General features: G+C 34.9%; 19 protein-coding genes. 11 read left to right on the top strand and 8 right to left on the bottom strand.

The annotated features are described in order from the left end of the window. Positions 1 to 2 precede the first annotated feature (2 nt). Positions 3 to 2,408 carry a Na+/H+ antiporter subunit A gene (locus D9842_RS15445; RefSeq protein ID WP_121663276.1) on the bottom strand — a complete coding sequence of 802 codons (2,406 nt, stop codon included), beginning with the start codon at positions 2,406 to 2,408 and terminating at the stop codon, positions 3 to 5. Between the two features lie 198 nt (positions 2,409 to 2,606). Between D9842_RS15445 and D9842_RS15440 the strand changes: the two genes are divergently transcribed. Together D9842_RS15440 and D9842_RS15435 are read left to right on the top strand one after the other, a co-directional pair. Beyond that, the gene (locus D9842_RS15440; RefSeq protein WP_121663275.1) at positions 2,607 to 2,834 is read left to right on the top strand and encodes a hypothetical protein; all 228 of its coding nucleotides are present in this window, start codon (positions 2,607 to 2,609) and stop codon (positions 2,832 to 2,834) included. A gap of 141 nt (positions 2,835 to 2,975) precedes the next feature. After that, the gene (locus tag D9842_RS15435) at positions 2,976 to 3,533 is read left to right on the top strand and encodes a DUF5366 family protein (protein WP_121665084.1); all 558 of its coding nucleotides are present in this window, start codon (positions 2,976 to 2,978) and stop codon (positions 3,531 to 3,533) included. A gap of 262 nt (positions 3,534 to 3,795) precedes the next feature. Here D9842_RS15435 and D9842_RS15430 read toward each other — a convergent pair whose 3' ends face one another. Together D9842_RS15430 and D9842_RS15425 are read right to left on the bottom strand one after the other, a co-directional pair. Continuing rightward, positions 3,796 to 4,203, bottom strand: a complete 408-nt coding sequence (locus D9842_RS15430; RefSeq protein ID WP_121663274.1) for a thiol-disulfide oxidoreductase DCC family protein — start codon at positions 4,201 to 4,203, stop codon at positions 3,796 to 3,798. Positions 4,204 to 4,233: 30 nt separating this feature from the next. Beyond that, positions 4,234 to 6,051: a transglycosylase domain-containing protein gene (locus D9842_RS15425; protein ID WP_121663273.1), complete on the bottom strand. Its 1,818-nt coding sequence runs from the start codon at positions 6,049 to 6,051 to the stop codon at positions 4,234 to 4,236. Between the two features lie 456 nt (positions 6,052 to 6,507). On the opposite strand from D9842_RS15425, the gene kapD reads away from it, so the two are divergent. Further along, the gene (gene kapD, locus D9842_RS15420) at positions 6,508 to 7,086 is read left to right on the top strand and encodes a 3'-5' exonuclease KapD (protein ID WP_232273894.1); all 579 of its coding nucleotides are present in this window, start codon (positions 6,508 to 6,510) and stop codon (positions 7,084 to 7,086) included. An 84-nt stretch (positions 7,087 to 7,170) separates the two neighbouring features. Here kapD and D9842_RS15415 read toward each other — a convergent pair whose 3' ends face one another. Beyond that, positions 7,171 to 7,554 carry a kinase-associated lipoprotein KapB gene (locus D9842_RS15415; protein ID WP_121663271.1) on the bottom strand — a complete coding sequence of 128 codons (384 nt, stop codon included), beginning with the start codon at positions 7,552 to 7,554 and terminating at the stop codon, positions 7,171 to 7,173. Between the two features lie 152 nt (positions 7,555 to 7,706). On the opposite strand from D9842_RS15415, the gene D9842_RS15410 reads away from it, so the two are divergent. Both D9842_RS15410 and D9842_RS15405 read left to right on the top strand, forming a co-directional pair. Then, positions 7,707 to 7,910 carry a hypothetical protein gene (locus D9842_RS15410; protein ID WP_121663270.1) on the top strand — a complete coding sequence of 68 codons (204 nt, stop codon included), beginning with the start codon at positions 7,707 to 7,709 and terminating at the stop codon, positions 7,908 to 7,910. A gap of 86 nt (positions 7,911 to 7,996) precedes the next feature. Further along, entirely contained in the window at positions 7,997 to 8,569 is a 573-nt protein-coding gene (locus tag D9842_RS15405) for a superoxide dismutase family protein (RefSeq protein WP_121663269.1), read from the top strand. A 47-nt stretch (positions 8,570 to 8,616) separates the two neighbouring features. Here the strand turns inward: D9842_RS15405 and D9842_RS15400 are convergent, their stop codons facing one another. Together D9842_RS15400 and D9842_RS15395 are read right to left on the bottom strand one after the other, a co-directional pair. Next, positions 8,617 to 9,939: a sensor histidine kinase gene (locus D9842_RS15400; protein WP_121663268.1), complete on the bottom strand. Its 1,323-nt coding sequence runs from the start codon at positions 9,937 to 9,939 to the stop codon at positions 8,617 to 8,619. A gap of 162 nt (positions 9,940 to 10,101) precedes the next feature. Continuing rightward, positions 10,102 to 11,277 carry a MalY/PatB family protein gene (locus D9842_RS15395; protein ID WP_121663267.1) on the bottom strand — a complete coding sequence of 392 codons (1,176 nt, stop codon included), beginning with the start codon at positions 11,275 to 11,277 and terminating at the stop codon, positions 10,102 to 10,104. A 180-nt stretch (positions 11,278 to 11,457) separates the two neighbouring features. On the opposite strand from D9842_RS15395, the gene D9842_RS15390 reads away from it, so the two are divergent. Continuing rightward, positions 11,458 to 11,718: a DUF1871 family protein gene (locus tag D9842_RS15390; protein WP_121663266.1), complete on the top strand. Its 261-nt coding sequence runs from the start codon at positions 11,458 to 11,460 to the stop codon at positions 11,716 to 11,718. Between the two features lie 145 nt (positions 11,719 to 11,863). Here D9842_RS15390 and D9842_RS15385 read toward each other — a convergent pair whose 3' ends face one another. Continuing rightward, positions 11,864 to 13,213 carry an IS1182 family transposase gene (locus D9842_RS15385; protein ID WP_121663265.1) on the bottom strand — a complete coding sequence of 450 codons (1,350 nt, stop codon included), beginning with the start codon at positions 13,211 to 13,213 and terminating at the stop codon, positions 11,864 to 11,866. A 137-nt stretch (positions 13,214 to 13,350) separates the two neighbouring features. Next, entirely contained in the window at positions 13,351 to 14,187 is an 837-nt protein-coding gene (locus tag D9842_RS15380) for an alpha/beta fold hydrolase (RefSeq protein WP_121663264.1), read from the bottom strand. A gap of 290 nt (positions 14,188 to 14,477) precedes the next feature. Between D9842_RS15380 and D9842_RS15375 the strand changes: the two genes are divergently transcribed. The 5 genes from D9842_RS15375 (at position 14,478) to yugI (ending at position 19,140) form a co-directional block, all read left to right on the top strand. Then, a complete protein-coding gene (locus tag D9842_RS15375; RefSeq protein WP_121663263.1) occupies positions 14,478 to 14,978 on the top strand; it encodes an Lrp/AsnC family transcriptional regulator in 501 nt (166 codons plus the stop codon). Next, the gene (locus D9842_RS15370; protein ID WP_121663262.1) at positions 14,975 to 16,147 is read left to right on the top strand and encodes an aminotransferase; all 1,173 of its coding nucleotides are present in this window, start codon (positions 14,975 to 14,977) and stop codon (positions 16,145 to 16,147) included. The genes D9842_RS15375 and D9842_RS15370 overlap by 4 nt, the downstream gene beginning before the upstream one ends. A 232-nt stretch (positions 16,148 to 16,379) precedes the next feature. Beyond that, entirely contained in the window at positions 16,380 to 16,940 is a 561-nt protein-coding gene (locus D9842_RS15365; protein WP_121663261.1) for an RNA polymerase sigma factor, read from the top strand. Next, on the top strand, positions 16,933 to 18,591 hold the full coding sequence (locus D9842_RS15360) for a hypothetical protein (RefSeq protein ID WP_121663260.1): 1,659 nt from the start codon (positions 16,933 to 16,935) through the stop codon (positions 18,589 to 18,591). Before D9842_RS15365 ends, D9842_RS15360 begins: the two co-directional genes overlap by 8 nt. Before the next feature lie 150 nt (positions 18,592 to 18,741). Further along, positions 18,742 to 19,140, top strand: a complete 399-nt coding sequence (gene yugI / locus D9842_RS15355) for a S1 domain-containing post-transcriptional regulator GSP13 (RefSeq protein ID WP_121663259.1) — start codon at positions 18,742 to 18,744, stop codon at positions 19,138 to 19,140. Positions 19,141 to 19,231 lie beyond the last annotated feature (91 nt).

The raw sequence follows: 19,231 nt of genomic DNA, 5'->3' as shown, positions 1-19,231 counted from the left end.
TTTCACCCTTTTTCCTCCCTTCTGACTTTTAAGCGAATCATACTAAAAATTCCTAGTGCCGCAATCCCTAAAACAGCTATTTCAAATAATGTATCAAAGCCTCTAAAGTCTACAAGAATGACGTTAACCATATTTTTTCCACCTGCTAGCTTATAGCTGTTTTCAATGAAATAAGTAGAAATTGTTTCTGATACACGTTGGCTATTAGCAGATAGAGCAATAAGTGTAACGATTGTACCAACACCTAGAGAAATAAGCAGATTGGTTAATTTAAAGTGAAGCTTTTTTTCTTTCTTTTTAAATTCCGGTAAATGGTAGAAACAAAGTAGGAATAAAGCTACTGATACTGTTTCCACACATAATTGCGTTAAAGCTAGGTCAGGCGCCCGGAATAGGACGAAAAAGAGTGATAATGAGTATCCAACTGATCCTAGAGCAATAATTGCAGTCAAACGGGATTTAGAAAATAAAACTGTCACTGTACCAACTACCATTACAAAAGCTAAAACCGCCTCATAAACACCAATTGGAGCAGTTCCTGCCATGGAGAATGTAAATCCTCCGGTTGCAACCAATGCAGTGCCGAGAATAAGAATAAAGAAGGTAAAAATATACGCTAGATAATCACGGATAAATCCAGTCATATAAAATCTAGTTAAACGGAATGAAGATTGATCAAGTTGATGTAATGCTGCATCATATCCTTTATTTAACGTTAGCTTTTCAGGAACTAAACGATAAACAGATCTCCATTTTGTAAGAGATAAGTACCCGATAATACCTAATGCAATCACACCTATTGTCATGAATAATTCAACCGTAAACCCATGCCAAGGATAGATATGAACATGAAAATGTCCTTCATCACCTAGTAGTCCCGGAATGATCGAAGCCATCGCAGGCTCAATGATCGTGTAAGCTAATATGTTCGGGAAGAAGAAGAAAATTACGACAAGTGAAGCCAAGATAATCGGTGAAATGAGCATTCCGATTGGTGCTTCATGTGGCTTCTTCTTAAGCTTTTCAGGTTGATAGTTCCCTGTGAAGGTTTTAAATACTAATACCATGCTGTAAATGAAGGTGAATATACTACCAACCCAGGCGATAATCGGGAATAATAGACCAATTGTTTCAATATTGAAAACGTTCATTTCCATTACACGGATCATACTAGTAAAGAACATTTCCTTACTGAGAAAACCATTAAAAGGAGGCAATCCTGCCATTGAAAAAGCACCGATAATTGATATCGTAAACGTAATTGGCATCAAACTCATAAGACCGCCAAGCTTTCTGATATCACGTGTTCCTGTTTCATGGTCAATAATTCCAACCACCATAAACAAGCTTCCTTTAAAAGTAGCATGGTTTATTAGGTGGAAAATAGCAGCAAGCGTTGCAACTGTATAGTAACTATCATCAATAGAGTCAAGAGCCAGTGCAGCTGAACCAACACCGAGCATTGACATGATCATTCCTAATTGACTGACTGTTGAGAATGCTAGTATCCCTTTTAGGTCAGTCTGTTTTACTGCATTAAATGATCCCCAGAACATCGTGAAAATACCGAATGATGAAACAATCCAAAACCATTCAGGTGTCCCGGAAAATACAGGGCTGAAGCGTGCTACTAGATAAATCCCTGCTTTAACCATTGTTGCTGAATGGAGATAAGCACTAACTGGTGTTGGTGCTTCCATTGCGTCTGGTAACCAAATATAAAATGGAAACTGCGCTGATTTTGTAAAAGCTCCAAACAAAATTAAAATAAGAGCAGGTACAAAAAGTTCATGCTGTGCTATATCCGGAACTTGACCAACAATTTCTCGAATGCTGAAGGTACCGGTCATCATATAGAGCATGATAAAACCACCAAGCATGAGGAGTCCGCCAAAGATCGTGATAAGCATAGACTTTTGTGCACCGTAACGTGATTTTTCTCGGTGGTACCAATAACCGATTAACAAGAAAGATGAAAGGGATGTAAATTCCCAAAAGGTATATAGGACGATCAGGTTGTCAGATAAAACAACCCCGAGCATGGCACCCATAAACATGAGTAAATACACATAGAAGGTGTTTAATTGTTCTTTCTCTTTTGATAGGTAATAGATCGAATATAGTACAACTAATGCACCAATTCCAGAAATTAATAACGCAAATAACAGTCCAAGACCATCTATGTATGCAGTAAAGTTAATACCAAGTGAAGGTATCCAATTTGCGGTGTAACTGATTATATCACCGTGCATCGTTGAATCTAGAAATTGTATAAAATAAACAAAGAGTAGGATCGGTAATCCTAGTACAAACCAGCCTGTATGAATGTTACGAAAGTACTTATACAGGAATGGAATAAGTATGGCAAGTAAAAATGGTGATAAAATTGCCACATGTAATAATGTCATCTTTTAACCTCCTTATAGTAGTAAGAGCAAATCTGGCTCAGTATTACTGAATTATTATGTTCCAGATTGTGGAGCACTATGAAATTATATCAAATATTGCTCATTTCAAGTTCATATGAACATAAAAATGATAACAAATTTCTGCTGACTTGTATATTATAAAGACCTTAAGAACATCCTAAGGTTTGAGGTGATTCCATGCACAAAACAAAGATTTTTGTCGCAGGGTGTTTGTTTTCATCCTTGTTTAGCAGTGCTTGGTATATAAATGAAAGAGTAAAAAGAGAATATGTCGAAACGATTTCATTTGAAGACTCAGCCATTCAATTAACAAATACTGAAACACCCATTGAATCGTTAACAGAGGAAGCAAATGTATTTGAAAAGTTTCGACCGCGTGAATATGTGCGCGTTGTACTTCGTTAACAGGGTGTGAATTAGTAGGCATCCTGTTTTTTAGTAAATAGAAATATGAATTTCTATTTATTTACATAAAGCCTTGTCAAAGAGAATGCGCTAATTCATAATAGGATGGAAACTGAATTATTTAGCAAGGAAACTGATTTTATGAAAAATACATACTTTACTAGTTATTTTCCTCTAATTACAATCTTATTATTTAGTGCTTCGTTATCGATCGTTACAGTCATGATGGTAATAGACTATTTGCAGGTTTTTGGTATTTATGACGGAATGCTTGAGTTCTTCTCTAATAGTGGGATTAAGCTGGCGTTATTTATCGTTTTTTCTCTTCTTTTTTTTATGCTGTTTTCAGCATTAAAGTTAATTGCAAACACCGTTACAGAGCTTTCGCTTTTGTTTTTTTCAAAAGATGTAGCCGGTGAAAATTTGACTAAAATTAGAGGTGGTTCTTCCATTTATTTAATAGGTGGGGCACTTTCTCTTGCAGCTGTTCAGTATCCGTATGCGATTATCGGTATATTTCTTTTAGCAACATTGATTTATTTTGTTTTTATCGTTTATAAATTTAGTCAGTCATTAACCTCGTTATCTTTAATAGGATTAGTGCTATTTCATGTTCTATTTTGGTTCATCTTTTTACTTGGAACATTGTATTTATGTTTTAGGCTTTATAATAGTGTGATGGCGAGCTTGCCTGTGTAACAATAAAAAAGCTGAGATTGATGGTTGATATCAATCTCAGCTTTTTTTTATTAAAATAGTCTTATTTAAAGTCTGTATAACTTGTTCGTTTCATTGCGCTCCAGTAACTTGCTTTCCGCGGGGAGGAAGCCAAGCCTCCTCGGCTTCGCCTGCGGGGTCTTGGCCTTTCCTCTACCTCCCGCAGGAGCCAAGTTTCTTCCGCTCCATTTCACTATCATTTTTTTAAAAAGTACAAATACAACAATTTCTAACAAAAAAGTTTTTAAGGCAAAAACCTTTTTCTATCCTCAGGTTTTGGGATTGTACATTGGTCTTTTTTGCCAAACCATTTATATCGATTTCTTGCTATAAAGTTGTATATTTGGTCTCGAATTGGTCTGGGGACTATTTTGAATAGATATAAAAGTTGCCAAGTTCCGCCTAGAAGTTTACAGATTTCAAGAACAGCTGATGATTTTGTATAATAGCTACTACCCTTAATGACGACTAAACTATTAAAGTTAGTAGTTGGAAGTTGAAATTTTTTTAAGAGTTCTTGACCTGTGTTTGACTGCAGAGCAGCGAATTGAAACGTAGCTTTTTTATCGTATCGAATAATAAATTGAACAGCTTGATCACAAAAATGACACACTCCGTCAAAGAGAAGAACAGGCTGATTATTTGCATTCATATTTATTCCCCCCTTATTGAAGTAATTGTCTTATTTCATCATTTCTTTCCAAATAAGAAGATGTAAGCCTCTTTCATAAACACCCCTAATGTTAGCTGGCTGATCTTTCCCAACCCAAACGACACCAGTGTACTGATCTGTTAAACCAGCAAACCATAAGTCATGATAATCGTTGGAGGTTCCAGTTTTACCACCTACATAGCTTTTATTCATTGCAGCCTTTTTACCTGTGCCGCTTGACACAACAGCAGCAAGTAATGATCGCATCTGTTTGTTTGTCGTTTCCTTCCATACGCGAATAGGATTCTCACCCCATTCGTAAAGTGTTTTGCCTGTTTGATCGGTTACTTTAACGATAGCATGATTTTCATAATATAAACCGTTATTCGCGAAAGTAGTGTACGCATTTGTTAATTCAAGGGGAGAAATGCCATACATCATCCCACCAATGGCTGCTGGAAGGTGATAATCTTGTTTTGTGATTTTCGCAAAATCAAATGGCGCTAAGTAAGAAAAACCTTTTTCAATTCCAATTTCATGAAGCATTCGAACTGCAGCTGTGTTATAGGAGTATTTTAAAGCCGTTTCCAATGAAACCATGCCATAATTTCTTCCGCTATAATTTTTGGGACAATAGCCACCACTGCAAAATCTGCCTGCATTGATTCTGGATTTCGTAGTTGCTCCGGTTACATCTATATAAGGTGCATAATCCAATAATGGTTTAATAGAAGAGCCGGGTTGCCTATAAGCTTGAAAAGCTCGGTTAAATTCAAATTTTTTATAGTTTGTGCCTCCAGAAAGGGCGACAATTTGATGTGAGTGATGGTTAATGACTGCAGCCGCGCCTTGAATACCATCGGATTGAATGTAAGTGTTCATCGATTGAACAAGTTTATTTTGACGTTCACTTTCTAACGCCGTATAAATGATTACACCTTGACTTAAAATGTCATTTACACGTGTATTTATTTGGTTGTGATCCTTTAATCCTTCTTTTTCAGCAACCAACTGCTTTAACTCATGGTGAACATATGTTACATAATCTGGTTGAACATCTACTTTATTCTTTATTGATAGTTTTATAGGAAATTTTATTGCTGTCTCTTGCTCTTCTGCTGTAATAGCTCCGAATTCATATAGAGTTTGTAGTAATCTTTCTTGTCTTTCTTTTGTTGCTTTATAATTTTTAACTGGATCGTATTGTGTAGGATTATTTGGTATGGCACTAATAAAGATAAGTTCAGCTAGATGTAGTTCATGAATTTGTTTATTAAAATAATAATCTGCTGCCGTTCCAATTCCATATTGACCATTACCAAAATAAATGGCATTCAAGTAATATTCAAATATTTGATCTTTTGTAAAGGCTTTTTCGAGCTGATAGGAGTATAGGAGTTCGCTCAGCTTTCGATTATAAGATTGTTCGTGATTTAAATAAACATTCCTAGCCAGCTGTTGAGTAATGGTGCTTCCGCCTTGCTCCACGGATTCTGATTTTGCATTAATTAATATTGCCCGAAACATACCAGCAGCATCAAAGCCTATATGGTCAAAGAAACGCTGATCTTCTGAAACGAGATAGGTTTTCTTTACGATTTCAGGGATGTTTTCGTATTTTACATAAATCCGATTTTGTTGATTTGATGTTATCTCTGAAATAAGATTCCCCTCATGATCATATACATAACTGTTTTGTGCTAAATCAACAGATTCAATGGGGATTTTTTCATCCAATATCGTACTAAGCCCTTTAATAGCTTGAGATTCTTTACCTGCCACGAAAACACATATGATGAAGATTGGTACCATAGTGAAGATACAAGTCCAACCAAATAAATGTCGCATACTGATTCACTTTCTTTCTACATATTCTGCTCTGTAAAGACACAACAGAGACAAAACTAATAAACAATATATATATGTTATATATCGGAAAAATTCAATAAATTTCAACTGTCAATTTAAAATTATACCTAATAATGACCATTGCTGAATATATTGTAAGATAGAGTATAGATAATCATCCAATCAATTAAAAATAGTCAAGGGACAATTCATTATTTTTGGAAAAATTAAAGTTCTTTTGAATGCATCGGTGATATAATAAAGAAAACTCGTTGATTGGCGAGCCTGAAAGGCGAAGCGTGATGCGTAGTTGCCCTTACTATCTTGATTACCTACGTACAAAAACTTTTCGATGCTGCGATTTTTTCTTAACGTTTTAAATAATATAACCTAAAGGAGGAGCGAAACAGATTGGAGGGACAAGAGCAATTTTTATTTATTGATTTTGAATTTACCATGCCGGAAGGAAAAGCGAATCCAAAGGGCTTTTATCCAGAAATTATTGAAGTGGGTATTGTTTCTGTTAAGAACCAACAAATTGAAGAGCAATTCTCCTCATATGTTAAACCGAACAAATTCCCCTTATTAACTGAGCGATGTAAAACTTTTCTACAAATTTCGCAAAATAAAATTGATCAAGGAATGACTTTTTCAGAGCTTTTAGCCGTACTAAATGATTATAATAATGGATCATTTACAACTGTTATTACTTGGGGCAATATGGATATGAAGGTGCTCCGTCATAATTGCCAAATGAGTGGAGAAGAGTTTCCATTCACAGGGAAATTTAGAGATTTATCAATGGAATACAAAAAGTTTTTTGGTGATCGTAATCAAACCGGCTTATGGAAGGCTGTTGAGGAATATGGGAAAAAGGCTACCGGTAAACATCATCGTGCATTAGATGATGCCCTAACTACTTACAATTTATTTAAGTTAGTTGAAGAGGATAAAAGGTACTTACAAAAGCCATCCCCAACAACAATAGGTGATCGAATTGATCTGTCAAAGGTATTAAATAAATATGCAACATAAAGCCGAAATAATGTATATGAAAAAAGCTCAATAACAATATTTAAAGTAAAAGCTAAATATTGTTATTGAGTAAACATCTTTCAATTAATAAGGGAAATAGTCTTTCTCAAGAACTTCAACGCTTGTAAGGGATTCTTTAGCCCAATCTGTATTGATTTCTTCAAGTTCTTTCTTCATAACATCCAGTGCCTTTCTTAGCGACTGCTGATATTCTGGAACTTCGTCTTCGAATCGTTTAACCATCTGTTTTGGAACATTTGTTTGTTCATTGAAAGCCAATGCCCTTCTCTCGTGAAAAAATTGGACATCCACTTGTTTGGGATTATGTAGATCACCTTGTTGTGGGTGCTTTAGGACAGCTTTAACTTTTACTAAATAATGCATAGGCTTAATGTCAGTAATAACACCAATGTATTTACCTGTTTTATAAATTCCTGTTACAATATCACCGATTTTCATTTCTTCCATTAATCTCACCCTCAGAAATTTGATTTTATATCTTTTATAGTACCATGAAGGCTTTAAAATCGCATTTGTGACTGTTTCTTGACTATACTTTTAATACCTAGTGAATTTGTCTAAAACTTGCTATAGTTAGGAGAAAGAAAGGTAGTGAACACATGGATCAATTACTTCCTATTTTTGGATTGTTTTTATATTTTCCTGAGGATAAGTCAGAATATATACCTGCTGCCATTACTATGATCATTTTTACTATAGCAGCTTTCTTTGCTTTCCGATTTATTATGAAGTTATCTAAAAAAGAACAAGAACAAGTAGAAAAATTAATGAATCAAACGAAACAAGAACAAGACAAAGACTAAGGGAAAACAACTTTTCATTAGATGAATAAGTTTATACATTGTGACAAAAAATACCCTTTATCCAAACCATTTCATTGGAGGGTATTATGAAACGTAAAACATTTTTGTCTTTGTGCTTTGTTTTTCCTTTTATTTTGTCCGGCTGTATGGAAAAAGAAATTACCAAAATGGATGTTGAGATGTTTAATGCAAGCGGTGATTCACTTGGTACCATTAAAGTTTCTGAACAGCCAGAAGGTGTAAAGTTTGAAGTGATGTTAGAGGGGTTACCAGAAGGTGAGCATGGGATAAACATTCATGAAAAAGGTACATGTAAGGGACCTGATTTTAAAAGCGCTGGAGATCATTTGAATCCTGATGATAAAAAGCATGGGCTTTTGCATCCCGAAGGTGCTCACGCAGGGGATCTTCCCAATGTTATTTCTGAAAATGGAAAAACAGAAGCGGAATTAATGGCTCCTCAATTAACCCTAAAAAGTGGAAAGAAGAATTCTATGCTTGATCCAGATGGAGCAGCAATTGTGATAACGGAAAAAATGGATGACGGCATGACTCAGCCAGCAGGAGATTCAGGAGCTAGAATTGCCTGTGGAGAAGTGACGGAAAAAGAAGCAAACCGTGGCGATAAGAAAGAAGTTAAATCAGAGGAAGAAGAATAAATATGAAAAGGTGACAGAATCATATCTGTCACCTTTTATATCTTTTATTAACCTGATAAATTCTCGCTAAATAGGTGAGAGTGATCCGAGCTAGTATCGAAGTAAAGAGGAAGAGAAATAATAGCAACTGTTCCTTTATTAACTTCACTTATGTATTTTACAGAACCACCATGGCTTTTAACTATACTATATGTAACCGTCAATCCAAGCCCTGTGCCATCATCTTTAGAAGAATAGTATGGTTCTCCTAATCTCTCAATTTGCTCTTTAGTCATTCCGATCCCATTATCAGATATTTTAATATGTATTGTGCTTTCCAATAAACATGCATGAATGGTTACCAGCCCTTCCATATTCGGAACAGCTTCTATGGAATTTTTGATAATATTGACAAAAACCTGTTTTAGTTTAATTGGGTCTCCAAAAACATACAAATCCTTATCAATATCACATTTGAATTTTACTGTTTTATAGTTTGCATAAGATGTCATGAGCGTAGTGATATCATTTAGAGTATTGGTTAAGTTTATTTTTTCTTTAGCCATGCTTTTTTGTCCGGCCATACCTAGATAGTCAGTTATGATGGCTTGGGCTCGATCCAATTCTGTTAACACAAGATCCATGTACTCTCTTCTTTGACTATCTGTACTATTTGTTGAATTACCTATTAATTGAACAAAACCTCTGACAACAGTTAACGGGTTTCTCACTTCGTGTGCAACACTTGCTGCGAGTTCACTGACAATGGAAAGCTTCTCTGCTTTCATTAACTCCATCCTCATAACAGCATTTGCCCTTATATACTCAATTAGGTATATACATAAAATAAGTATCAAGGTAAGGGTGAAAATTGTTATGCTTGGGATTACATAATTAGCTAAATCAACATAACGAGGATATAAAACGCTTACAAAAATGATTGTACAAAGTGAAAAAATTAAAATACTTATCCCGTATATGGCAGCGTAATTTAATTTCTTTTTAAACGTGTAGGAATACCAATTGCTTCGTAGAGAAAGTGAAAGAATAATGTAAACCGTTATGCTCCCACAAAAATAAACCCAGCCCAGTTCATAAAGTTGTGAAAAATAAATAGAAGTTGTAAGAAGAGTAAGCAGACCTGGTATGGATCCCCCGTAAACGACGCTAGTAAATAAGGGAATAGGTTGAAGGGTAAAGAAAGCTCCATCAATTAGCTCAATCGGGTAAATCAAACACAAGACAGAAGAAAAAATGGAGCCACACGTAATTAATAGTTTATTGGGTTTTAAAGAGCTAAGGTTGTTTCTACTTAACCATAATAAATGATAGATAAAAATAGGGAGAACAACGAATGTAATTTGTAAGATAATATCTTTTACTAGTTCCATATAATGGTCACCTTTGATATAAGTAAGTTTCCCTAATTATACCATTAAATTGTGAGAATTGTAAAAATTATTCTGAAATAAACACATTTTAACTAATTTTTTTATAAAAACTGAATAAATGAGCTCTTAAGTTGAAAGAGCCCATTTGGAAGTTTGGGATAATTATGTTAAAGCTATTTTCAATCTTTTTAAACCATCTAACAAAGTTTCCTTTGGACAAGCAATGTTCATTCTTAGAAAGCCTTCTCCGTTTTTGCCAAACTTGGAACCTATATGTAAAGCAAGTTTTCCCTTATTAAGGAGTAGTTCCTGTAATTCTTTATCCGATTTATTTACATTTCTTGCATCAATCCACACAAGATAGGTTGATTCAGGTCGCATGATTTTTACCTGAGGAAGATGATTCATTAAATATTCTTCTATTAATAATACATTTTCCTGAAGATATTGAATTAATTCATCAAGCCAGTTGCTCCCATGTTCATACGCTGCCTGCATCGCCTCAGCTCCTAACGTGTTGATACCCATAACGCCAAACACCTGTTGAACTTCATTATAACGTCTTTTAATAGAGTCATTTGGTATTAACAAAATTGAAGCTTGTAGACCTGCCAAATTGAAAGTTTTACTAGGTGCAATACAAGTAATGGTTTGATTCGCAATGTCTTTTCGAATAGACGCAATCGGAGTATATTGATTTCCAAACAGCAACAGGTCGGAATGAATATCGTCTGATATAATCAGAACATTATGCTTAATACAAAGGTCCCCAATTCTTGTTAATTCCTCCTTACTCCAAACCCGACCACTTGGATTGTGAGGATTACATAAGATAAAAAGTGTTGTTCTTTCATCTGAAAGCTTTTCTTCCAAATCATTAAAATCAATTTCATAACGGAATTCTTCATTTAGTAATAATTGATTATATAGGACCTCGCGTTTATGCTTTTGGGCAATCTCAAAAAATGGGTAGTAGACAGGCGGTTGTACGACAATTTTGTCTTCTGAAGTAGTAAAGGCATGGATAGCCATACTAATAGCTGTGACAATTCCAGGACTGTATGTGATTGTTTTTGGATCGATCTTCCAGGAATGACGGGAATCTAACCAGTTTTTAACGCTTTCTTCCATTTTTGAACCTGACATTGTATATCCAAATATTCCGTGGTCAACTCGAGTATGTAAGGCATCAATCACTTCCTCAGGTGCTGGAAAATCCATGTCAGCCACCCACATTGGTAGTACATCTTCTACACCAAATATTCTTTTTGTATAATCCCATTTTACTGAATCTGTTTTCTTTCGGTTAATAACTTGATCAAATCGACTCAATTGCATCACCTCTTAGTAAAGATTCTTATAAAACTGTGAGCTATATTTATTATAGGATTCCTTTAACATGAGTAGTACGGTATATGAATCATATACAAAAATGGATATAGCTTCTTTCATTATCTACTTCTATCATAAGTGTGTTACAATAACAGTGCAAAAAATAAGATTAATAAAGGTGAAAAAATGGAAACACAGCAAACGAATATAAGGTTAATGGAAGTTTTATTACAGTGGGATCCGTTAGGTTATGGAGAAGATCGTTATGAAACGGAAGTAGTTGATGTGCTCCAGGCTGTTCATTTGATAGATGATAAACTAAAGTTAGCAAGAAAAATACAAGCGATTTATGAATTTTCGTTCGAGGAAATCATCCCTCTAACGGAATGTGAATTCATGTCTAAGCAGTTACTTCAAATCAAAAATAACGCAAGCTGTGAGATTTAAATGGAAATGAAAAACCACTCTTAGAGTGGTCAGGCTGTTTAGAAAGTACGTGTTTTTTTAAAAAAACACGTACTTTCTTTTAGTTTTTATCGTTCTTCTAGTAAGAAAAGGTATGGATTTTAAATGAAAAAGATCATCATACACCTTATGCAAGCCTTGCTAGGTGTGTGGCGATCTTTTTCATGTTTTGACATGCTGCGGTGAGTAATACTTGTTCACTCGCATTCTGTATTCCCCGTAACCGGCAGTAGCGAAGCCCATGCAGTTCTTTTGAATCTGCGAAGCTTCGCTCTACTTTTTCTTTTCTGAATTTGTATAGGATTTTACCCGACTTTGAAAGACGATTCAGACGAACTCGATCTTTATGATCCTCCCACACATGGCGCGTAACGACTTTCTGTGTGTTTTTTGATTTCGTGCATTCCTTTAATAATGGACAAGTTGCACATTTTTTAGGATTAGATTTATACTCTCGATACCCTTCACGTGTAGTCGTACGATAAACTAATTCCTCTTTGTTTGGACATATATAGACATCTCGTTCACGCACATAGTCAAATTTCCATTTTGGAAAAAGACCCTTGGTTGGATGGAACCTTCTATGAGCTATGACCCCAAAGATCTTGCGATCATTGATTCCTTTACATATAGCATTTGTTAGATAACCTGAATCGAGACCAACTGCTTCTACATTAAAACCAAATCTATTAATTTGACGATCTATACGAGACAGATAAGGAACAGAATCATGAACATTACCAGGAGTAACATAAGCATCAGTGATGATATTAAATTTTATATCAGTGGTACGATGGTCTAGGTAACAGAACATCTCTTGCTTATTATCACGTGACATAAACCCACAATCAGGATCAGTTGTACTTTTTCGAATTTGTTTAGTTTCATTCACCTCTTCCTTTTCCTTTAGAGGCTTTTTTCCATGATTTATCCTATCTTCTTCAATAGCTTTATTTAATTCTTCAATGTATTCTCGTGTTTCAACTTCAACATCCACACGTGTGAATTTATGTTTATTTGCATTAGCTTTAAGGTGAGTAGAATCCGTAAATAAAACCCTTCCTCCAACCATCTTATGTTGAATAGCTTGAAAGACAATTTCATCAAAGATTTCCTGGAAGATATTTGTATCTTTAAAACGGGTACGGCGATTCCAACTAATAGTTGAATGATCAGGGACTGGATCTGTGAGTTTTAAACCTAAGAACCACCTGTAAGCAATGTTTGTCTGAATCTCACGTTCTAATTGACGTTCCGAACGAATGCCATAGAAATAACCGATGAACATCATTTTGAAAAGCATAGTGGGATCAGATGGATGGCCATTGTTTTCAGAGTACAGAGGTCGGACTTTTTCATTAATAAAAGAGAAGTCTATGTATTTTTCCACTTTTCTCAAAAGATGATCTTGAGGTACTAATTCTTCAATCATGACAAATTCAACTTCATTTTGGGTTTCCCTTTTAGGTTTAAACATATCTTCCACCGTCCTAAATTTGTTTTTCTATATGTATATTATACCATATTAACGCGGTGAATAGATAAAGTGTATGAATAAAAGTAATGGCTGTCGAGGTTCCTCGACAGCCTGACCACTCTTAGAGTGGTTTCTTTCTATTGAGCCTGAAAAAGGAAGTTCACAATCTTTTCTGAAACATGTTCAGGCCTTTCTTCGGGAACTAAGTGGCCGGTATGTTTAAACGAGAAAAACGTTGAGTTTGGTAAATCATTTTTTAATCTTTCTCCGATATGAACAGGTACCACTTTGTCTTCATTTCCCCATATAAGTAAGCTTGGCTGTTCGATCTGCTTTAATTCTTCTGAACTAAGATCACCTTCATGATCACGTATCATCCGATTTAAAGCACGAAATATTTTGTCATCGAGAAAAGGCTCCATATACCCATCCATCATTTCCTGATCAATTAAGGAACGGTCATGCACCACATTGTTTAAGTTCTTTAGAATTCCTTGACTAGCTAGCCAATGCTTAATGCATAGATAAAAATAAGGAACATATGAACCAAATTTTAGTGAAGGATGTACACCTTTCATATATCCTGAGCTACATAGTAATATCACTTTCTCAAACAAATCGGGTCTTTGCTTTGCTGCATTCAAGGATACTTGCCCACCCATAGAGTGACCAACAAGGTAAGCTCTTTTTATGTTCAGTCCTTCTACTAAATGTATTACCACTTTTGCCATGTTTGTATAAGAGTGAACAAATTTGGTTGATTTCTCTGTTTTGCCGAATGGAGGAAGATCAATTGTAATGATTGTAAAATCCTCTTTTAGCAAAGGAATAATTTTTCTGTAGCAAAAACTAGAGGACAGGAATCCATGTACTAAGATCATAACAGGATTGGTTGGATGTTGGCGATAAACCTCATAGTGAACGTTTATGCCAAGAATATTCATCGTACTACAGTAGTAATGGCTTTTATTCATAAGCATTCACTCCATTTTTCCTATATATATTGCCGGATTGTATGATAAAATATGTGTTTGACTTAACACACTGAATTTGCTGCTTGTCATTTAGGAGTATAGCTTTTAAGGTAACGTAGTTTAACCTAATAGGCTGTTAAAGAAGAACAATGTTTTTTCATATTTTTTACCGGGATTTTAAAAAACACTCATGTAAAAATCTACCCTTTTTTCTTTTTGTGAAACGTATGAAAAACGAGCAATATGGTGGTATAATTATCTGAAGATTTGAAAAGTAGGAGTGGTGAAAAATGAAGTTTAGTGAAAAGGAAGTAGAGTTATTAGAAATATTACAAGATGACTGCCGCTTGACTGCAGAACAAATCGCCAAAATGATTGACTTATCAGAAGAAGAAACGAGAAAGATAATTAAAAATCTTGAAGATCAACGTATTATTGTTGATTATACAGCACAGGTGAATTGGCGTAAGGTTGATGGGCACGAAGGTGTAAAAGCCATGATTGATGTAAAAGTTCAGCCAAAAAGAGGAGTAGGCTTCGATGATATTGCAAGTCGAATTTATCGTTTTAATGAAGTAAAGTCTGTTTACTTAATGTCAGGTGCTTACGACCTTTCAGTCATAATAGAAGGAAAATCGATGTCAGCTATTGCACAATTTGTTTCTGAAAAGCTTTCAACTTTAGACTCTGTATTGTCTACAACAACTCATTTTATCTTAAAGAAATATAAACATGATGGTACTATATTTGAACAAGATGATGAGGATAAGAGAATTGTGGTATCACCATGATTGAACCAACGCATTACCTTTCAAGTACAGTCAAAGGCTTAAAACCATCAGGAATACGCAAGTTCTTTGACCTAGCAGCAAGTATGGAAGGTGTTATTTCATTAGGTGTTGGTGAACCTGATTTCGTTACACCTTGGAATGTAAGAGAAGCAAGTATCCTTTCCTTAGAGCAAGGATATACCTCCTACACAGCAAATGCAGGCCTTCTTGAGTTAAGAAAAGAAATAAGTCATTATCTTAAAGAAAAAACCAATGTGAGCTATAGTCCTTCAGAGGAATTGTTAGTAACAGTTGGGGCAAGCCAAGCTCTTGACCTTGCACTTAGAGCCATTGTAAACCCTGGTGATGAGGTTATTGTCATTGAGCCTAGCTTCGTATCTTATTCATCGCTAATATCTCTTGCTGGTGGGGTACCAGTATCCGTTCAAACGAGCGGTGAAATGGAGTTCAAGCTTCAGCCTTCAGATTTAGAAAAGGCAATCACGAATAAAACAAAAGCGATTATTTTGTGCTCACCAAATAATCCAACTGGAACACTCCTTAATAAAGAAGACTTGGAAAAAATAGCGAAAATTATTGAAAAGTATGATTTATTGGTTATTTCAGATGAAATCTATGCTGAGCTTACCTATGATGATGTGTATACAAGCTTTGTTTCGATTGATGGAATGGTAGAACGGACAATCCTTGTTTCAGGATTTTCGAAAGGATTTGCCATGACAGGCTGGCGTTTAGGTTATGTAGCTGCACAGCCTGAATTTTTAAGCGCTATGTTAAAAATTCATCAATACACAATGATGTGTGCACCTTCTATGGCTCAATATGCTGCAATCGAAGCAATTAAGAATGGCAAAGAAGATGTTTCGCATATGAAAAAAAGCTACAGGCAACGACGAAACCTTTTTGTTAATGCATTAACAGAAATGGGGCTTACTTGTCATGTACCAGGTGGTGCGTTTTACGCATTTCCTTCTATAAAGGAAACAAACCTTTCGTCAGAAGAATTTGCAGAAAAGCTTCTCATGGAAGAAAGAGTGGCTGTTGTTCCAGGTAGCGTGTTTGGGGAAAGCGGCGAAGGGTATATCCGATGCTCCTATGCCTCTTCATTAGAACAGCTTCAAGAATCATTAAGAAGAATGCAACGTTTTGTTCAAAAACAAAAAGTATGAGTGTAAGTTTAAAACTCAACTAAAAAAAGCTGACCAGTTGATCAGCTCATATAGAAACAAAAGGGGGAATACTAGAAAGCCTTATGCTTGTATTATTCCCTCTTTTTTATGTGGTTTAAACCTATAATTAGATTTTTCCTCTCTCTATAAATCCTCATTAAAGTTAATTCCCAAATGAAACAATGTCGAACATGATGGCGTTAAATAACATGAAAGAGGAGGGCAGGGACACATGACCGAAGAAGAATTAATTAAAAAGGCCAAACAGGGAAATATGTTAGCTTTTCAGCAGCTTGTTGAACTTCATTATCCTGTTGTGGAGAAGTTTGCTTATCAATTAGGGAACAGACAGGATGAGATAGAAGATATTACACAGGAAGTATTTATTCGTGTGTATCGATTTATAGATCAGTTTACTAAGGCGAAATTTTCTACTTGGCTATATAAAATAACACTTAATGTGACGAGGGACTTTGCTAGAAAACGACAATCTAATCTACGGAAGGTTTTTAAAATACAACAAGACTTTCGACAGGAGTATTACCCTGAAACAGAAGCTGAGGTTTTACGTAATGAGGAAGATCGGGTACTTCATTTAGCGATACAAAGGCTAGATGAGAAATATCGGATACCAATCGTTCTTTTTTATTTTCATGAAAAGAAGTATGAGGAAATTGCAGAAATTATGTCTATTTCATTATCTACAGTTAAAACACGAATATTACGAGGGAAAACAATGTTGAAAAAAGTCATTGAAGAACTTGATAAGAAAGAAGGTGACATACATGGATGATAAATTATTTGAAGAACGAATGAGAAACTTAAAAAACTCATACGAACAAGTGCCCTCAGTTTCCTCTGTAGATAAACTAGTGAATGAGGTAAAAAAATCGGAAAAGCCGTATAAAAAGCGCATGAAACTTCAACTACCGTATGTTGCCTCCTTTATTGGTGTACTTTTAATTGGAGGAATCCTTGGTGTACAACTTCTAAAGCAACCGGAAAACACGAATTGGAATCATCCAACAGAGGAGAATATGAACCAACAGCCCGTAACAACTTCAGACATTGAAGCGGCAACATATGAGATAAGAGGATTTTATGAAAGAAAAGTAGATGAGTTAAATGCTTCTCTCCAAACCAAAAATGTAGAACAATATCAGTTTGTCCAGGAAGCTAAAAGTGCAGTTTCAGCCTTTGAAGAGAGAAAGAGTTATAAATCGCAAACAGAGTTAAAAAACTATATGAATAATGTTAAAAAAATTATTGAATATCGAGTATCAATGCCTTTTACAGAATTTACTATGTTAAAAGATCAAAGTGATATAAGTGATGAACAAATTCTTCATTATATTGAGAAATTAGAGCTATTAAAAGAACGATATACAGATCGGTGGGAAATGAACTTTAAGGAACAGAGTATAGATGTTTCTAACGTTAAAGACTATGTTCAACAACTTAATAGTGGTAGCGTAAAAAATGGATCAGAAGACTATTTGAACTTAGTGGATGAAATGAAGGGTAACGGTTACATTTTTGTTGATGATGGTGAAGGAATGATCTCTTTTACCGTTGATTATGGCAAAATTTCAGAGACTTTTTCTGAGAAATTATCAGAAGAACTAAAACTATTTCTGGATATTCAGAAAAACAAAAGATATAAAGTAGACGCTGAATTAGTCATCAGTCGTGATGAACTTGAAACTAGATTGATTCAGCTAGAGTCAATCATAATCAAACACCCTAATTTTTCTAATATAAATGATTTGAAAATATTGTTTCAAGATCTAATGAAAAACTATTTGACAGGAACAGAAAATTCTCAGATTACAACTAATGAGGCAAGAGTTAAAGAGGAGATCATATCAGGTTTTGAGAAGTTTATTTCTGAAAACAATAATACAACGTCTTCACAAATAGTTGATGCTTTTTTAAGTGAACTTAAGGACAGTGATTTTCATCTAACGGAAGAGCTTGAGAATCAAGTAGAGTCTCTCATCCTTTTGAAATTGAAAATTATTCCAAATGGATTAAGCGTGAACCTGTTGCCTCTAACAGATCAAATGGTAGCAACATATGAGGAATACAAAAGAACTAATAACGATAAAGTGTTTGATGGACCGTTTGCGGGAACAAATACAATTGATTTAGTTGTGGCAAGAATCTATATGTATGCAGTGATAACTGGAGATTATGATATGGCTTATAACCTCTTATATAAAGGAGAAGGCACAAACATACCTGATAAAAGTCAATTTATTTCCGAGATAAGTTCTACTGACTTCCAGACTTTATCAAACGAAGTTACGATGGTTGAATTTCAGTATCAAGAAAACGGAGAGGTTATCAATCATATTTATATAAAAGGGGATGGAGAAACGGTTTCACTTGAGCTTCGTCTAGAAAATGGATACCCAAAAATTGTGTATAAGCCAATGCCTTAAAGTAACGAATTCATCGTTGCTTTTTCTTTTTTGGGTATACTAAAAAATGAGATCAAAAATATTTATTTTTGTCAAAGACGCAAAGATATGATATAATTTTTAATTGCGTATAATGGGACATATAATTATAAGGAAAATAGGAGTGTTATTATGACAGCGAAGTACGAAATAGGAAGTGTTCATACAGGAAAAGTAACAGGTATTCAGCCATATGGTGCATTTGTTGCACTAGATGAAGAAACACAAGGACTTGTTCACATCTCAGAAATTACACATGGTTTTGTTAAAGATGTTAATGAGCACTTAAACGTTAATGATGAAGTTCAAGTAAAAGTTCTTTCTATTGACGAAAAATCTGGGAAAATCAGCTTATCAATCCGTGCTACTCAAGAAGCACCTGCTGAAGAAAAGCAAGAAGCTCCAAAAAGACCTAAAAAACGTCAAGCAACTGTAAAAGCTGAAACAGAAACTCCACAAGGTTTCAACACATTAAAAGACAAGCTTGAAGAGTGGATTGAGCAATCAAAACGTGAAGAAATTAAAAAATAATGAACGAAGAAAAGATGAACACAGGGTGTTCGTCTTTTTTTATTCCCTTTAATCAAAAATAAAAAAAGAGCTAACCGAAGTTAACTCTTTT

Source organism: Metabacillus litoralis (assembly GCF_003667825.1).
Classification (GTDB): domain Bacteria; phylum Bacillota; class Bacilli; order Bacillales; family Bacillaceae; genus Metabacillus; species Metabacillus litoralis_B.
Note: the sequence above shows the minus strand (reverse complement) of the source record. Positions and strands in the feature narration are given on the sequence as shown.

Coding starts and splice junctions, on each gene's coding strand:
- D9842_RS15430 (WP_121663274.1), bottom strand. CDS start 4,203: ATGAATGCAAATAATCAGCCTGTTCTTCTCTTTGACGGAGTGTGTCAT.
- kapD (WP_232273894.1), top strand. CDS start 6,508: ATGCCGGAAGGAAAAGCGAATCCAAAGGGCTTTTATCCAGAAATTATT.
- D9842_RS15390 (WP_121663266.1), top strand. CDS start 11,458: ATGGAAACACAGCAAACGAATATAAGGTTAATGGAAGTTTTATTACAG.
- yugI (WP_121663259.1), top strand. CDS start 18,742: ATGACAGCGAAGTACGAAATAGGAAGTGTTCATACAGGAAAAGTAACA.
- D9842_RS15365 (WP_121663261.1), top strand. CDS start 16,380: ATGACCGAAGAAGAATTAATTAAAAAGGCCAAACAGGGAAATATGTTA.
- D9842_RS15435 (WP_121665084.1), top strand. CDS start 2,976: ATGAAAAATACATACTTTACTAGTTATTTTCCTCTAATTACAATCTTA.
- D9842_RS15385 (WP_121663265.1), bottom strand. CDS start 13,213: ATGTTTAAACCTAAAAGGGAAACCCAAAATGAAGTTGAATTTGTCATG.
- D9842_RS15415 (WP_121663271.1), bottom strand. CDS start 7,554: ATGGAAGAAATGAAAATCGGTGATATTGTAACAGGAATTTATAAAACA.
- D9842_RS15405 (WP_121663269.1), top strand. CDS start 7,997: ATGAAACGTAAAACATTTTTGTCTTTGTGCTTTGTTTTTCCTTTTATT.
- D9842_RS15445 (WP_121663276.1), bottom strand. CDS start 2,408: ATGACATTATTACATGTGGCAATTTTATCACCATTTTTACTTGCCATA.
- D9842_RS15380 (WP_121663264.1), bottom strand. CDS start 14,187: ATGAATAAAAGCCATTACTACTGTAGTACGATGAATATTCTTGGCATA.
- D9842_RS15440 (WP_121663275.1), top strand. CDS start 2,607: ATGCACAAAACAAAGATTTTTGTCGCAGGGTGTTTGTTTTCATCCTTG.
- D9842_RS15375 (WP_121663263.1), top strand. CDS start 14,478: ATGAAGTTTAGTGAAAAGGAAGTAGAGTTATTAGAAATATTACAAGAT.
- D9842_RS15370 (WP_121663262.1), top strand. CDS start 14,975: ATGATTGAACCAACGCATTACCTTTCAAGTACAGTCAAAGGCTTAAAA.
- D9842_RS15400 (WP_121663268.1), bottom strand. CDS start 9,939: ATGGAACTAGTAAAAGATATTATCTTACAAATTACATTCGTTGTTCTC.
- D9842_RS15395 (WP_121663267.1), bottom strand. CDS start 11,277: ATGCAATTGAGTCGATTTGATCAAGTTATTAACCGAAAGAAAACAGAT.
- D9842_RS15410 (WP_121663270.1), top strand. CDS start 7,707: ATGGATCAATTACTTCCTATTTTTGGATTGTTTTTATATTTTCCTGAG.
- D9842_RS15425 (WP_121663273.1), bottom strand. CDS start 6,051: ATGCGACATTTATTTGGTTGGACTTGTATCTTCACTATGGTACCAATC.
- D9842_RS15360 (WP_121663260.1), top strand. CDS start 16,933: ATGGATGATAAATTATTTGAAGAACGAATGAGAAACTTAAAAAACTCA.